At 69.6% G+C, this 14,811-nt stretch carries 14 protein-coding genes; 5 read left to right on the top strand and 9 right to left on the bottom strand.

Going from position 1 to position 14,811, the window contains the following annotated elements:
* Window position 1: 1 nt before the first annotated feature.
* The gene (locus BKN51_RS04940) at window positions 2–454 is read right to left on the bottom strand and encodes a roadblock/LC7 domain-containing protein (RefSeq protein WP_005166055.1); all 453 of its coding nucleotides are present in this window, start codon (window positions 452–454) and stop codon (window positions 2–4) included.
* Window positions 451–3,864 carry a sensor histidine kinase gene (locus BKN51_RS04935; RefSeq protein ID WP_101606489.1) on the bottom strand — a complete coding sequence of 1,138 codons (3,414 nt, stop codon included), beginning with the start codon at window positions 3,862–3,864 and terminating at the stop codon, window positions 451–453. Before BKN51_RS04935 ends, BKN51_RS04940 begins: the two co-directional genes overlap by 4 nt.
* Before the next feature lie 972 nt (window positions 3,865–4,836).
* Between BKN51_RS04935 and BKN51_RS04930 the strand changes: the two genes are divergently transcribed.
* Window positions 4,837–5,262, top strand: a complete 426-nt coding sequence (locus tag BKN51_RS04930; RefSeq protein ID WP_101606488.1) for a DUF485 domain-containing protein — start codon at window positions 4,837–4,839, stop codon at window positions 5,260–5,262.
* Window positions 5,259–6,833, top strand: coding sequence for a solute symporter family protein (locus BKN51_RS04925; protein WP_101606487.1), 1,575 nt, complete (start codon window positions 5,259–5,261; stop codon window positions 6,831–6,833). Before BKN51_RS04930 ends, BKN51_RS04925 begins: the two co-directional genes overlap by 4 nt.
* Before the next feature lie 64 nt (window positions 6,834–6,897).
* Here the strand turns inward: BKN51_RS04925 and BKN51_RS04920 are convergent, their stop codons facing one another.
* Complete coding sequence (locus tag BKN51_RS04920; RefSeq protein WP_101613048.1) at window positions 6,898–7,479, bottom strand: TetR/AcrR family transcriptional regulator; 582 nt, start codon at window positions 7,477–7,479, stop codon at window positions 6,898–6,900.
* Window positions 7,480–7,616: 137 nt separating this feature from the next.
* Here BKN51_RS04920 and BKN51_RS04915 point away from each other — a divergent pair, with 137 nt between their 5' ends.
* Window positions 7,617–9,038: an MFS transporter gene (locus BKN51_RS04915; protein WP_101613047.1), complete on the top strand. Its 1,422-nt coding sequence runs from the start codon at window positions 7,617–7,619 to the stop codon at window positions 9,036–9,038.
* On the opposite strand, the gene BKN51_RS04910 is transcribed toward BKN51_RS04915, so the two are convergent.
* The 5 genes from BKN51_RS04910 to BKN51_RS43475 form a co-directional block, all read right to left on the bottom strand.
* Window positions 9,035–9,388, bottom strand: coding sequence for a DUF3817 domain-containing protein (locus tag BKN51_RS04910; protein WP_101606486.1), 354 nt, complete (start codon window positions 9,386–9,388; stop codon window positions 9,035–9,037). The genes BKN51_RS04915 and BKN51_RS04910 overlap by 4 nt on opposite strands.
* Before the next feature lie 23 nt (window positions 9,389–9,411).
* Window positions 9,412–9,780 (bottom strand): hypothetical protein, encoded by a 369-nt coding sequence (locus BKN51_RS04905; RefSeq protein WP_168214266.1) that lies wholly within the window; start codon window positions 9,778–9,780, stop codon window positions 9,412–9,414.
* A 411-nt stretch (window positions 9,781–10,191) separates the two neighbouring features.
* Window positions 10,192–11,076, bottom strand: coding sequence for a lytic transglycosylase domain-containing protein (locus BKN51_RS04900; RefSeq protein WP_101606485.1), 885 nt, complete (start codon window positions 11,074–11,076; stop codon window positions 10,192–10,194).
* A gap of 131 nt (window positions 11,077–11,207) precedes the next feature.
* Window positions 11,208–11,690 carry a transcriptional regulator gene (locus BKN51_RS04895; RefSeq protein ID WP_101606484.1) on the bottom strand — a complete coding sequence of 161 codons (483 nt, stop codon included), beginning with the start codon at window positions 11,688–11,690 and terminating at the stop codon, window positions 11,208–11,210.
* Between the two features lie 350 nt (window positions 11,691–12,040).
* Window positions 12,041–12,196 carry a hypothetical protein gene (locus BKN51_RS43475; RefSeq protein ID WP_162182762.1) on the bottom strand — a complete coding sequence of 52 codons (156 nt, stop codon included), beginning with the start codon at window positions 12,194–12,196 and terminating at the stop codon, window positions 12,041–12,043.
* Between the two features lie 132 nt (window positions 12,197–12,328).
* On the opposite strand from BKN51_RS43475, the gene BKN51_RS04890 reads away from it, so the two are divergent.
* Both BKN51_RS04890 and BKN51_RS04885 read left to right on the top strand, forming a co-directional pair.
* On the top strand, window positions 12,329–13,114 hold the full coding sequence (locus BKN51_RS04890) for a crotonase/enoyl-CoA hydratase family protein (protein WP_101613045.1): 786 nt from the start codon (window positions 12,329–12,331) through the stop codon (window positions 13,112–13,114).
* 10 nt (window positions 13,115–13,124) lie between these two features.
* Window positions 13,125–13,661: a GNAT family N-acetyltransferase gene (locus BKN51_RS04885; RefSeq protein WP_101606483.1), complete on the top strand. Its 537-nt coding sequence runs from the start codon at window positions 13,125–13,127 to the stop codon at window positions 13,659–13,661.
* Here BKN51_RS04885 and BKN51_RS04880 read toward each other — a convergent pair.
* Window positions 13,658–14,800: a CaiB/BaiF CoA transferase family protein gene (locus tag BKN51_RS04880; protein WP_101613044.1), complete on the bottom strand. Its 1,143-nt coding sequence runs from the start codon at window positions 14,798–14,800 to the stop codon at window positions 13,658–13,660. The genes BKN51_RS04885 and BKN51_RS04880 overlap by 4 nt on opposite strands.
* Between the last annotated feature and the right edge of the window lie 11 nt (window positions 14,801–14,811).

Genomic DNA, 14,811 nt, shown 5'->3' with positions numbered 1-14,811 from the left:
ATCATCCCACCGGTTCGCCGATCAGCGACCCACCGGCGCCCTGCAATTGTGCGCGAAGTTCCGGCGTGAGGATCTGGCCGACGCGGTCGACGAGCATCGTCATCTCGTAGGCGACCTGCCCGATGTCGCAGTTCGGGGCGGCGAGGATGGCCAGGCAGGAACCGTCGCTGATGGACATCAGCACCATGATGCCGAGCTCCATCTCGACGACGGTCTCGTTGACAGCGCCCGCCTCGAAGCACCTCGCGGCACCCTGGGTCAGGCTCACCAGGCCGGACGCGACAGCGGCCAGCTGGTCGGCCCGGTCCAGCGGGAGACGGCTCGACGCGGTGAGCAGGAGGCCGTCCGCCGACACGACCACGGCATGCGCCACTCCGGGTACCCGCTCGGCGAAATCGTTCACCAGCCACCCGAACTGGTTCTGCTGGGGCTGGGCCGGGTTCGGCGAGGTCATTCACCCTCCAGGGTTTCGTGGTTGCCTTCGGTCGCCTGGGCTGTGTGGTGCCGTCCGCGCTGGATGCCCTGCTGGAAACTGCTCAGACGACCGCGCACGTCGTGCGCGTCTCGCTGTGGTCGGGGGGTGACCGCCCCGGCGGGCGGTCCCGCGCTGCCCGGAAGCAGTTGCTCCCCGCGACGGCGCCGGGGTAATCCTGCCGAAGTCATCTTCGAGGGCACGGACTGGGACACCGCTTGGGCCGCTTTCCAGCCCTCGTCGGAGCCGAAGTTCCACGCGTCGGTCTTCTCGACGGCGCTGACCGGTTCCGGTTCCGGCGCCGCTGCCTGCGGTTTCTTCTCGGGTTTGCGGCTCGGCAGCGCGGCGGGCGAGGTCGCCGGACGCGCGGCCGTCTCCGGCGCCGCCTTCGCGGGCCCGGGTGCCGCCGGCGGCTCCGGCGTCACTTCCGGCTGGGTCGCGGGGAGCTGCGTGGTGGCGGGCGCGGCCTTGTCCGCCGCCTCCTTGCGACCTCGTTTGACACCCTGCTGGAAGCTGCTCAGCCTGCCGCGCACGTTCACCGGATCGCGGACCGGCAGCTCCGTACCGGTGGCGGGCTCGGCGGGCGGGACCGACGACGTCGCGCTGCCCGGAAGGAGCTGCTCGCCCTTGCGGCGGCGCGGCAGCCCGGCCTGGGTGAACGTCGACGGCGCGGTCTGCGAGACCTCCTGGACCGTGCGGAACGCCTTGTCGCTGGCGAAGTCCCAGTTGCGGGCCTCCTGCTCGGCGGTCGGACCGGCTTCGGCGGCGGGCTCGGCCGCCTTCTGCTCTTCGGGCTCCTTCTTCCCCGGCTTCTCCTTCTTGGCCGCGGGTTCGGCCGCGGGCTTTTCCGGAGCGGGGGCGGGCGAACGGAACCACGCCGAGAGCATCTCGTCGAAGATCGGCGTCGTCTCCGACGCGGTGGGCAGCGGGGCGACGGCCGGGGGCGGCGTGGCCGCCTGGTTCCACCACTCGCTCAGTGTGGTGCTGTTCTTGGCCTCGAACAGTTCCTTGCCGCTGGGCAGTTCGCCTTCGAGCGACGCCGATGTGGGCTCAGCGGGCTCGGCGGGCTCGGCCGGCTCGGCCGGCTGCTCCGCCTCCTTCGCGACCGGCTCGGGAGCGGGCTGCGGCGCGGGCGGGGTCGCCGTCTGGTCCTTGGGGATCGGGCTGAACAGCGCCGTTCCCGAGATCTCGACATCCGACGGCGGCCGCGGGTCCTGGGTGTGGGTGTGCCCGTTCACCCCGGACTTGGTGTGACCGGCCAGATCGTTCGCGGACGGCCACCGCTCGCCGCCCTGCGAGGGCACGCTCGGCATTCCCGGCCGTGACCCGTTCGCGGGACGCTGGCGGCGGGGCAGGCCGCCCGGCTGCTGCGGCGGCACCGGCGCGAGGCGCTGGGTGATCGGGCCGGTCGCGGGGCCGGGGTCCCCGGGCGGGGCCATCACGAGATCCGCCGGGACCGACACGGTGGCGCGCACGCCCACGATGTCCTTGCCGCCGTGGAGCGAGACGGCGATGCGGTGCCTGCTGGCCAGCCGTCCGACCACGAACAGGCCCATCCGGCGCGAGGTGGCGAGGTCGACGTTGGGGGCCTCGGTGAGCCGGGCGTTGGCCTCGGCGACCTCGGCCTCGTTCATCCCGATGCCCTTGTCGAGGATGTCGATGCCGAACGAGCCGTCTTCGACGAGCCTGGTCGCGATGGTCACCTGGGTTTCCGGCGCGGAGAACGCGGTGGCGTTGTCCAGCAGTTCGGCGATCAGGCGCATCAGGTCGTTGGCCGCGTACCCGACCAGCCGGACCGGCGGCGGGTTCTGCACGGTGACCCGCTGGTACTGCTCGATCTCGGAGACCGCCGCGCGCACCACGTCGGTGGCGGAGACCGGCTGCCCGGACCGCCTGCCCGGCTCGGCGCCGGAGAGGACCATCAGGTTCTCGTTGTTGCGGCGCATGCGGGTGGCGAGGTGGTCCAGCTGGAACAGCGTGGCCAGCTGGTCCGCGTCCTCTTCGTCGCGCTCCAGCCGCTCGATCAGCTGCAGCTGCCGCTGCACGAGGCTCTGGCTGCGGCGGGAGAGGTTGACGAACACGTTGCTGTACCCGGTGCGCATCGAGGCCTGCTCGGTGGCCAGGCGCAGCGCCTGGTGGTGCACCTTGTCGAAGGCCCTGGCGACCTCGCCGATCTCGTCGTCGCCGCCGACCGGCACCGGGTGCACGTCGGTGCCCTGCGAGCGGCCCTCCTGGATGTTGCGGACCGCGTCGGGCAGCTGTTTCTCGGCGACGTCGAGGGCGCTGGCGCGCAGCATCTTCAGCGAGCGCAACAGCTGACGGGTGATGAGGAAGACGACGGCGACGGCGAGCACCATCGCGCCGAACAGCAGGACCGCGAGCAGGCCCGCGCCGCTGCTGGCGTCGTCGACCAGTTCGGCCGTCACCGAACTCGCCTGGGCGCCGAACTTGTTCGCGACCTCACCGGTCTTGGTGATCACCGCGTTCGAAGCGTCGTTCCAGCCCTGCGCGGACAGCGTGCGGAAGGCCTGGGAGGTAGGGGCGCCCTGATCGCCGAGGGCGGTCTTCGCGAGCCTGTCCCGGGTCTCCATCGCGTCGTCGGTGACGGCGGTGCCGAACTCCTGGCGCTGCTGTTCCGAAGCGGCGGCCCGGAAGTCGGTGAAGCGGTCGGCCAGCCGCAGTTCGGCGGTGCGCAGCTGGGCGAGTTCACTCGGCGCGAGACCCGACCGGGCGATGCCGAAGGAGACCAGCGCCTGGCTCAGCGACAGCTGTTCCTTCATCACGGCGAGGTCGTGCACCGCGGCGGGGGTGCCGCCGAGGACGTCTTCGCTGGCGCCCGCGGTCAAGGCGGTGTCGAGGGCGAGCAGCGCGGTGGTGACGTCGGTGTACTCGCCGATGGCCTGCACGGGATCGAGCTGTCCGGCGGAGGCCCGCTGACGGATTTCGGCCAGCCTCTCCAGCTGGGCCGCGGCGGCGTCCCGCGCCTGGCGGAGGGACGGCTCGTTCTCGACGGCCCTGGACGCGGCGGCCACGTAAAGAGGAATGGCGGTGTCGACGTCGGCGCGGGCGGAGCCGAGCTCGAGGGTCCCGCCGACGGTGCCCGCGGTCAGCCCCGCGGCGGACTGGGTGCGCTCGCGGCCGAGTCCGTCGGTGAGGGCGCGGATCTGCCCGCTCAACGCGACGAGACGGTCGAGACGCTGGTAGCCGTCGGAACGGCCGACCTGGCCCGCGATGGTGGCGATGCCCAGCGCGAGCGCGATGAGGATCGGCACCAGCGTCACGGCCGACAGCTTCACCGGCAGGCTCCAGTCCCGCCAGCGCACGAGTGCGCGCCAGCCGGTGGCCCACCGCGATGGCCGGGGAGTGCGTCCCAGCAGCTCCCCGACAGGCACTTGGCCTTCTCCTGCAACGGTCACGTAGGTGACTCCCTGTCCGGCGTCCTGGCACGGTCTGAGGCGTCCGTTCCCGCGAGGTGTCCGCCTGCGGAGAACTCGGCCCCGGCCTGCCCACGTGATCGATCGCGACATGAGGGACCCCGTCCGGCGATCCGGGTGTCCCCAGGAACACCGGTCCGCTTCGGGAGGTCTTGCACCTGCACGTGCAGGTCGCAACCTGCGAAGTGCACGGTCGTCGAGATCAACTTTTCTTTGCCAATCGATCACTGCGGGTCAGCCGGGCCAAAGAATCGTACACCAATCCGGGTGCCGTCAATTCTGTTCAGCACACGGGTGCTGACCTGGGAAAAGTGTGTATTCGAACGATGTACAAGGCCCGAAATCCGTCTCCGCGTCACAAACGAGGGAATTCCGGTTACAGGTTGCGCCGGTGCATCAGGGGCCCGGGTCACCCGATCAGCCTACGCTGGGTAGCCGCGTCGCCCGGTCGAACTACTTTCCGTGCCCCCATCGGGTGGGTCAAGCCCAAATGTTTGCCCGATGTTGTGGCCTTGCCGATCCGGCCGATTCCTTGTCGCCCGACATGGTGATTTCTTTCAGGATGATCGTCGAACCAGGGGATCTTCCCCGATCCGCGATGGCGGGCACAGTATCGAAGCCCGCTTCGCGCCGGAAGTGAAACTACGATCTGTCACCAAAACGAGGGACACAGCGTGGCCGTCTTCCCCGTTTGCCGCAGTGGGCCGTTCGGGCGACGACCGCGCGTGACAATCCGCCTCACTATTACGAGTGATAAAGCCGGTTCATTCCGGCCGAAACGAATTCCCGGGACAACTATTCCGAGGGGAAAACGAATACCGGGTCGCACGCATCCGGAAGCGGGGTCGCCTATTCAGAGCGCCGGAAGCCGAAGTTAGTATGTGCGCTCCGCACCGCGCCCGGATGCCAGCAAGCCCCCGGAGGAACCCCATGCCCGACGTCGCGCGCCCGTTCGCGGCGAGCAACGCCCTCGAGGACACCGGGCAGATGCCCGCGCTGTTCGTCCGCGAGCGCCAGCAGCCCGCTCCCCCGCCGCCGCGCAGCACCGGCCCCGACTTCGACCGGATCCAGCACGGCAAGGAGTTCGTCGCGCTGCGCAAGACCTTCCGGCGGTTCGTGTTCCCGATGAGCCTGCTGTTCTTCACCTGGTACATGACGTTCGTGCTGCTGGCGGCCTACGCGCACGACTTCATGAGCCGGAAGGTGTGGGGCGAAGTCAACGTCGGCATGCTGCTCGGGCTCGGCCAGTTCGCCAGCACGATCCTGATCACGATCGGCTACCTGAAGTTCGCCGACAAGCGGCTCGACCCCAAGGTCGCACAGCTTCGGGCCTCGGTCGGGGCGGAGGAACAATGAGCATCCCCGACAACGACCCGGTCCTGAACATCGCGGTGTTCGCGCTGTTCGTCGCGATCACCCTGTACGTGGTGTACCGCGTCAGCACCCGCAACTCGTCCACTTCGGACTACTACGCGGCGGGCAGCGCCTTCACCGGGCGGCAGAACGGCATCGCGCTTTCGGGTGACTTCCTCTCGGCGGCGTCGTTCCTGGGTATCGCCGGGGCGATCGCGATCCACGGTTACGACGGCTTCCTGTACTCGATCGGGTTCCTCGTCGCCTGGATGGTCGACCTGCTGCTGATCGCGGAACTGCTGCGCAACACCGGCCGCTTCACCATGGGCGACGTGCTGAGCTTCCGGATGAAGCAGCGCCCGGTCCGCGCCGCGGCCGCGACGTCGACGCTGGTGATCTCCTTCTTCTACATGCTCGCGCAGATGGCGGGCGCCGGCGGGCTGGTGGCGTTGCTGCTGGACATCCACGGCGGCATCGGCCAGGCACTGGTGATCGGCGTCGTCGGCGTCGTCATGGTGCTGTACGTGCTGGTCGGCGGGATGAAGGGCACCACGTGGGTGCAGATCATCAAGGCGACCATCCTGCTGCTGACCGGTGCGCTGATCACCGTGTTCCTGTTCGGCAAGTTCGGTTTCAGCTTCTCGAACCTGCTCTCGGCCGCCGCCGACCGGAGCCCGCTCGGCGACGAACTGCTGGAGCCGGGCGGCTCGTACGGCAAGAGCGAGGTCACGAAACTCGACTTCGTCTCGCTGGCGCTCGCGCTGGTCCTTGGCGCCGCCGCGCTCCCGCACGTGCTGATGCGCTTCTACACGGTGCCGAACTCGCGCGAGGCGCGGCGCTCGGTGGTGTGGGCGACCGCGTGCATGTCCGTGTTCTACCTCTGCACGCTGGTCATCGGCTTCGGCGCCGCGGCGCTGGTCGGCCCGGAGGCGATCAAGAACGCGCCCGGCGGGGAGAACTCGGCGGCGCCGCTGCTCGCGCTGAACATCGGTGGCACCGTCCTGCTCGGCATCGTCTCGGCGGTGGCCTTCGCGACCATCCTCGCGGTCGTCGCCGGGCTGACGATCACCGCGTCGGCCTCCTTCGCCCACGACGTCTACGCCAACATCTTCAAACGCGGCAACGCGGAACCGGCCGCGGAGGTCCGGGTCGCCCGGCTGACCGCGGTCGCCGTCGGGGCGCTCGCGATCGTGGGCGGCATCCTGGCGAACGGGCAGAACATCGCGTTCCTGGTGGCGCTGGCGTTCGCGGTCGCCGCGTCGGCGAACCTCTCGACGCTGCTGTTCTCGCTGTTCTGGAAGCGGTTCAACACCACCGGAACGCTGTGGGGCATCTACGGCGGGCTGATCGCGAGCCTGGTGCTCGTGTTCTTCTCGCCGGTGATGTCCGGGGCGGCGGACTCGATCATCAAGAGCGTCGACTTCCACTGGTTCCCGCTGAAGAACCCGGGTCTGGTGTCGATCCCGTTCTCGTTCCTGTGCGGGATCGTGGGCACCTTCGTCGGCCGGTCGAAGGCCGACCCGGTCAAGCACGCCGAGATGGAGGTGCGGTCCCTCACCGGGATCGGCTCCTGATCTCCTTGCCTCACCGATGCCATGAAAGGCCCGTTACTTGCAAAATTTGCAAGTAACGGGCCTTTCATAGCACGCCGGGAGAGGTCCGCAGGCCGTCCAGCACGATCGCGAGCAGCCGCTGGGTGTCCTCGGGTGACGCCTTGCTCGCGGCCGAACCGACCCCGTGGCCGAGCCGCAGGATGTCGACGCCTCGGACGTCGGGCCGGATCACGCCCTCGTCCTGAGCGGCCTTCACGATCGTGTCGGACGCGCCCCGCAGCCGTGACTGACACCAGGCGAAGACCTCGGAGCCCGCGTCGACGGACGCCTTCAACGTCATCGCCAGCCCGTGTTTCTCGACCACGTAGACGACGTGCGTGGCCAGCCAGGTCTCGAGCGCCTTCCCCGGCGGCAGCTCTTCGAGCAGGTCGTAGGCCTGCTGCGCCAGCCCGTCGATCTCGTCGCGGTAGACGGCCTCGACCAGTTTGTCGCGCGTCGGGAAGTGCCGGTACAACGTGCCCGCGCCGACACCGGCGCGTTTGGCGATGTCGTCGGCGGGCACGTCCACGCCGTCGGCGGTGAACGCCTCCTTCGCCACGGCCACGATGCGCTCGTAGTTGCGCCGGGCGTCCGCGCGCATGGGCCGGTCCGGATCGGCCGTGACCATCTGCACCTCCTCGGGCGACGAAAACGGAGACATTCTCCGAATCCACTTGCGTAAGCGGAGAGTCTCTCCATATCATCGCTCACGACCTCAAGTGGAGAGTCTCTCCGCTTCATCTCGTTACGTCTTTGGAGTATTCCTTGACCGAGCGAACCCTGCGTATCGAGCCTAGGCCCGAGACGGCCGAGGCCCCACCGCCCCCACACCGGCTGGTCCTGCCGATCGTGCTGACCTGCCAGCTCATGCTCATCCTCGACGCGACGGTGATGAACGTCGCGCTCCCCCGGATCCAGACCGACCTCGGTTTCACCGACACCGGCCTGTCCTGGGTGATGACGGCGTACAGCCTCGTCTTCGGCGGCTTGCTGCTGCTCGGCGGGCGCGCGGGCGACCTGTTCGGCCGTCGCCGGATGTTCGTCGTCGGCGCGGCCGTGTTCACCGCCGCCTCCCTGCTCGGCGGCCTCGCCGGCTCGGCGGAGATGCTGATCGCGGCCCGGATCGCCCAGGGTGTCGGCGCCGCGATGGCCGGGCCGAGCACCTTGGCGCTGATCACCAGCACGTTCACCGAGGCCAAGGCCAGGGTGCGCGCACTGGCGCTGTTCTCGGCGATGTCCAGCGGCGGTTTCGCGATCGGCCTGCTGCTCGGCGGGCTGCTGACCGAATGGATCTCGTGGCGGGCGGCGCTGTACATCAACGTCCCGTTCGGGCTCGCGATCGTCCTGCTCACCTCGCGATACGTCGCCGACCCCCCTCGCCGACGGGCACGCCTGGACCTGCCCGGCGCGTTCACCGGCACCTTCGGCGTCGGCTCGCTCGTGTTCGCGTTCACCCACGCCGCGTCGGACGGCTGGGGCGACACCGTCACCCTCGGCAGCCTCGCGGCAGGACTGGCCCTGCTGGCCGCGTTCCTCACGATCGAAACCAGGGTGAGCCAGCCGCTCATCCCGCTGCGGCTGTTCGCGGAACGCAACCGGGCCGCGGCCTACGTCAACTTCTTCCTCGGGCCGATGGCCATGATGTCGCTCTTCTTCTTTCTGACCCAGTTCCTGCAGGACATCGCGGGTTTCGCCGCGCTGGAGACCGGCTTCGCCTTCCTGCCGATGGCGGTGTGCATGTTCGGGCTCAGCAGGCTGATCCCGAGGCTGCTCCCCCGGTTCGGCCCGAAACCGCTGGCGCTGACCGGGACGGCGCTGATGACCGGCGGCGTCGTCTGGCTGACCACCCTCACCACCGACAGCGGGTACTTCTCCCACCTGCTCGGCCCGATGCTGCTGATGGGCGTCGGCGCGGGGCTGGCGTTCTCCCCGCTCAGCGTGATCATCATGGCGACCGTGCCCACCGAAGACGCGGGTGCGGCGGGCGGCGTCCTGCAGACGTTGCAGCAGGTCGGGGCGACCCTGGGGCTCGCGATCCTGATCACCGTGTTCGGCGCGGTGACGCGGACCCCGTCCGGGAGCCCGGCGGAGACCACGGTCGACGGGATGACGGCGGCGTTCGCCACCGCCGCCGTGGTGACGGCTTTGTCCTTCGTGGTGGCGCTGACCTTCCGGCGCCGGGCTTAGAGCTTCACGCCCGTCTGGACCTTGTGCGTGACCTTGCGTTCCATCACGAAGGAGAAGAACGGGATGCAGCCGGCGATCAGCACGAGGAGAGTGCCCTTCATCGACCAGCGGGCCTTGATCGCGAGGTCGACCGCGAGCAGCAGGTAGATCAGGTAAAGCCCGCCGTGGACCATGGGGATCATCTTCACGAACTGGGGCAGTTCCACACTGAAGACGTACTGCAGCAGCATCTCGACGACCAGCCCGAGCAGGGCCACACCGGTGGCGTACGCCGCGAAGCGGAACCGGATCAGCGGCCCGCCCAGCGAGACCGAGCGGGCCGGGGCGGCGTCGTCAGTTCGGGTGGTCATAGCGTCTCGAACCTCTCTGGGAACTACTTGTCGCGGGCGTTGAGTTCGCGCAAATACTTGTTGTACGCGGCGAGCTCGTCGTCTTCGGGAGCGGGCGCCGGGGCGGGCCTCCGCCGGGGCGCGGGCACCTCGGGGACGGCGGCCTCGGCCGTCTGCTCCGGAGTGTCGGCTTCCGCGGCTTGGCGGCGGAGTTTGCGGATCCGCCAGAACATGAACGCGGGGAACAGCCCGAACAGCGGCCACTGCAGGACGTAGCCGAGGTTCTGGAACGTCCCGCTGGCCGAGGAGAACCGCTCCCACTGCCACCAGGCGAGCCCGCAGCACAGCGCCAGGCTCACCAGGCAGACGCCGGCGATGCCGAGACGGCGCAGGGCGACGGACGAGGCGGGCACGCATCGACGCTAGCACTGGGCGCGCGGCGAAAGTTCGGCGACCGGGCCGGTCGGGACCTTGGTCCCGGTCGGCCCGCCTGGCCCCGCGGCGTGTCATGAAAGGGGCTTTCAGGACATTTTTCGTCCTGAAAGCCCCTTTCATGACATCTTTTCATCCTTGGGTCGAGGCGAGAGGATGCTTCTCGTGACTCGCGGTGGCGGTGGTCGTGAGTGGCGATTCGGGTTAGAGCCAGGAGTGTCTTAGGTGCCTACTGGATTCTGGGTGCGAGTGATCGCTGGTCCGGACGCCCAGCGGCTGTGTCGCGAAAGCCACTTTCGGGACGTCAGATGTCGCGAAAGTGGCTTTCGCGACACCCGAACCGGCTGGTGGGGCCTCACGGTCGCCCGGACCAGCGACTCCTCAGTCGTGCGTCACTTAGCGGTCTGGACGGCCTTCGCGTAGTCGTCCGCCAGCCCGAAGACCTTCTGCGCGTACTCGGTCGAGTTGTTGTACGACAGGATCCCCTGCCACCACCCCGAGGCGGCCGACATGTCCCGGTTGTTCACGCACAGGTAGCGCGCCGCCGCCAGCGTCGCGTCGTCGATCTGCTGCGGGTCGCCGACGCCGTCGCGGTTGCCGTCGGCGGCGTACCGGCGCCAGGTGCTGGGGATGAACTGCATCGGGCCGACCGCGCGGTCGACGGCCGCGTCGCCGTCGAACTGGCCACCGTCGGTGTCGCCGATCGCCTTGACGCCGGGCGAGCCGTCGAGCGGGACGCCGATGATCGGCTTCGAGGGCCGTCCGTCCTGGCCGAGGACGGCGCCGCCGTACTGGCCGTGGTTCGACTCGATCCGGCCGATGCCCGCGAGGGTGGCCCACGAGATCTTGCAGTTCGGCTGCATCTGGCGCATCGCCAGTTCTGCGTTGCCGTAGGCGAGCAGCGCCCTGGCCGGGATGCCGGTGGCCTGCGCGGCCCGCTCGGTCCAGGCCGCCAGGGGATCCTTGCCCGGTTTCGGCTGTACCTGCTGCGGCGAGGTCTGCTGGGCCGCGCCGCCGGCGGGGGTGGCGTTGACCGGCACGACCGTGCCCGGTTTGACGTCCGCCGCCTTGACCTGAAGGGCGGGGATCTCCATCGTCGTGGGGCTCGCGACCGGGGCGGACGCCTTGGTCACCAGCCAGATCCCACCCCCGGCGAGACCCAGTACGGCCAGCACGATGACCAGCCTGCCGAAGACGGCGGCGCCCACCCCGCGGCGTGGCGGAGCGGGCTTGGCCGGGTCGGCGACGAGCTCGTCGTTTTCCGGGGTGGTGCGCACGAAGCGAGTCCTCCAGCGTGGGCGGCGATCACGACCGATGCTCGAACAACGAGCCCGCGCAGGTTAGCGTTACGCGGTTGCCGAGATCGCCCCTGCCACGCCGGTTCACCCGCGCGTGCGAGAAGTTCTCATCAGGCGGACTTCTGCTGCCTCGCCAGCCGTGCCACGCACCAGGCCGGGGCGCTGCCGCGGCGAAGGTGCTGCAAGACGGTCATCGGGCCGAGACGGCGGCTCAGGTCGGACGGGGCGAGCCCGGCCGCGCGGTAGTCCAGCGCACGCTGGTCGAGCGGGCTGATGCCGGCGTCCCACCAGGCTTCGGCCTCGGCGACGCCGCCGACCATCTGCCACCAGCCGGCGGCCGCGACGAGCAGGTCCCGCGGGACCTCGGGAAGACGGCTGCGCATCGCGTCGACGTAGCCGGGGTCCGCGGCCTCGACCGGCGCCCAGCGCGCCTGGCCGGACTGCTGACGCTGGCCGGGGATACCGGGAGCTTGACGGGGAGCGTCGGCGAGCCACGCGGACGCGATCCGGTCGGTCTCCTGCTCCTCGGGGGTCTGCTCACGCTCGGCGGCCCACTGCCGGATCAACGCATCGACTCCGGGATCTCCGGTCATCCCTGCCTCCTCATGATTCCCCGACTGACAAGTCCTGACTTACTTGCCCGGCTGAAAGTTCCGCTGCCCTGGGGCTTGCACCTGCGGAAACCCTTCGCCCAGGAGGCCGGCTCCGGCGCCTGGAGGACCAACCGATCACGCAATGTGAGCACCGTAGGGGCGCGGAGGTCTTTTCCGCCAGAGCTTCTGGGGCACGAATTCGTCGACCAGCGGGTTTTCGGGGGCAATCCACCCGGATGGTCGAGTCGCCCGACCGAAATGCGAGACGGGTGACGCTGAGTGATAACGGCTGGTGGACGCGCACGGTGATCACCGGCGTCGCCAGGGACACCGGTGAGGTCACGACGGGGTCAGGAGAAGAGGCTCCGGACGAACGTCACGATGGCTTCGGCACCGGACCGGAGCCAGCCGAGCGCGGTGTGGACGGCGTCGGCGGATTGGGTCGGCCTGCTGATCAGAAAGAAGAGCACGAGCGCGACGACGGCGATCACAACGAATTTCTTCAAGCCGGGCGACATGGCTCCATCCCATCACACCGTAGTGTCCAGACGATGACTCCGCGCGCACTGCGGACTTTGTCACCACTTTAAGGAGATTCGGGCCTTGATGCCCACCCGGTTTCCCCCGAGGAGCGAATGATGAGCGAAAACGTTCTCGTCCACCGGGAAGGACCGGTGACGACGGTCACGCTGAACCGGCCCGACGCCCGCAACGCGGTGGACGGGCCGACCGCGGCCGCGCTGGCGGAAGCGTTCCGGGCGTTCGACGCCGACGAGGAGGCCGCGGTCGCCGTCCTCACCGGTTCGGGTGACGCGTTCTGCGCCGGAGCCGATCTGAAGGCCGTCGGCACCGACCGCACCAACTCGCTCGGCCCGGTGGGTGACGGGCCGATGGGGCCGTCGCGGATGACGCTGTCGAAGCCGGTGATCGCCGCGGTCCGCGGGCACGCCGTCGCGGGTGGCCTGGAACTGGCGCTGTGGTGCGATCTGAGGGTCGCCGACAGCACGGCCGTCTTCGGGGTCTTCTGCCGCCGCTGGGGTGTTCCGCTGATCGACGGGGGCACGGTGCGGCTCCCCCGGCTGATCGGGCACTCGCGGGCGATGGACCTGATCCTCACCGGCCGCCCGGTCGAGGCGGACGAGGCGCTCGCGATCGGGCTGGCGAACCGGGTCGTCCCCGACGGCGAGGCGCTTTCGGCCGCGCAAGCACTCGCGCGTGAGCTGGCCGCGTTCCCGCAAGCCTGTCTGCGCGCGGATCGCAAATCCGCGTACGGCCAGTACGGGCTCACCGAAGAAGAGGCGATGCGCGCCGAGTTCTCGAACGCGCTGATCGGCAGCGGGCTCGCCGAAGAGGCGGTGAAGGGCGCGAGCCGGTTCAGTGACGGCGCGGGGCGTCACGGCGATTTCGGCACCCCGCGGTCCTAGTCTCTGTCAAATGACCGAAACCGGAGTAGCGCTCAGACCGGTATCCGAAGCCGACCTGCCGATGCTCGAGAGCCTGACGAACGATCCCCAGGCCGCGGGCTCGTTCGAATGGCATGGCTGGCACGACCCGCATTTCCTGCGCCGCCGCTGGACCGAGACCGGCATGCTCGCGGCGGACAACGGGATGCTGATGATCGAGCTCGCCGGGCAGCGGCTCGGCTTCGTCTCCTGGCACAAGACCAGGAGCGGGTCGACGTCGTTCTGCTGGAACGCCGGGCTGGTGCTCATCCCCGAGGCGCGCGGCCACGGCCACGGGACCGAGGCCCAGCGGCTGCTGGTCCGCTACCTCTTCGCGCACACGCAGATGAACCGCGTCGAGGCGTCGACGGAGGCCGGCAACGTCGCGGAGCAGCGTTCCCTGACGAAGGCGGGCTTCACCAAGGAAGGCGTGCTGCGCGGCTACGCGTTCCGGGACGGGGCCTGGCGCGACCACATCCTCTATTCGATGGTGCGATCGGACCTGGGCCCCGACCCGGAACGCGGCTAGACGATCGTGCCCGCGGCCTTGAGCCGCTCGATCCCGTCGGCGTCCACACCGAGCTCCGCGAGGACGTCGGCGGTGTCGCCGCCCTTGGGCCGCGGCGGTTCCGGCGTCGCGGACGGCGTGCGGTCGAACCTCGGCGCGGGTGCTGGCTGCAGCATGCCGCCGACGTCGACGAACGTCCCACGCGCGACGTTGTGCGGATGCGACGGTGCTTCACGGGGCGAAAGCACCGCCGTCAAGCACGCGTCGGTGCCTTCGGCTTTCGCGACCAGTTCGTCGCGAGTGTGCTTCGCGACCGCCTCGGCGACGATCTTGCGCAGCTTCGGCCACTCGTTCTTGTCGACGTGGACCGGCGTCTCCTCGGGATCGAGGCCGAGCACCTTCACCAGGTCGCCCCAGAACCGCATCTCGATCGCGCCGATGGCGACGTACTTGCCGTCGGCGGTCTCGTAGGTGTCGTAGAACGGCGCGCCGCCGTCGAGCATGTTCTCGCCGCGCCCGCCGGGCCAGAGCCCGGAGTCCAGCAGCCCGTGCAGGCTGGTGGTCAGCAACGCGGCGCCGTCCACCATGGACGCGTCGACCACCTGGCCCTTGCCGGAGGTCTGGCGTTCGAACAACGCCGCCAGCACGCCCATCGCGAGCAGGAGACCACCGCCGCCGAAGTCACCGACGAGGTTGAGCGGCACCACCGGCCGCTGCCCGGCGTGCCCGATCGGTTCGAGCGCGCCGGAGATGCCGATGTAGTTGATGTCGTGCCCGGCGACGGTCGCCAGCGGGCCGTCCTGGCCGTAGCCGGTCATCCGGCCGTAGACCAGCCGCGGGTTGCGGGCGTGGACCTGCTCCGGCCCGATGCCCATCCGCTCGGCGACACCGGGACGGAAACCCTCGATGAGCACGTCGGCGTCGTCGGCGAGTTTCAGCACCAGTTCGACCCCCTCGGGGGTCTTGGTGTTGATCCCGATCGACCGCCTGCCCCGGGCGAGCGGATCGTTCGGGAAGCCGATGACGTCGTTGCCCGGGGTCGCCCGGTCGATCCGGACCACCTCCGCGCCGAGATCGGCGAGGATGGTGCAGGCGAACGGCGCCGGGGCGAGCCCGGCCAGTTCGACGACCTTGAGCCCGCTCAGCGGCCCAGCCTTCATCGCCACGTCCT

The organism is Amycolatopsis sp. BJA-103 (assembly GCF_002849735.1).
In the GTDB taxonomy this organism is placed as follows: domain Bacteria; phylum Actinomycetota; class Actinomycetes; order Mycobacteriales; family Pseudonocardiaceae; genus Amycolatopsis.
Note: the sequence above shows the minus strand (reverse complement) of the source record. Positions and strands in the feature narration are given on the sequence as shown.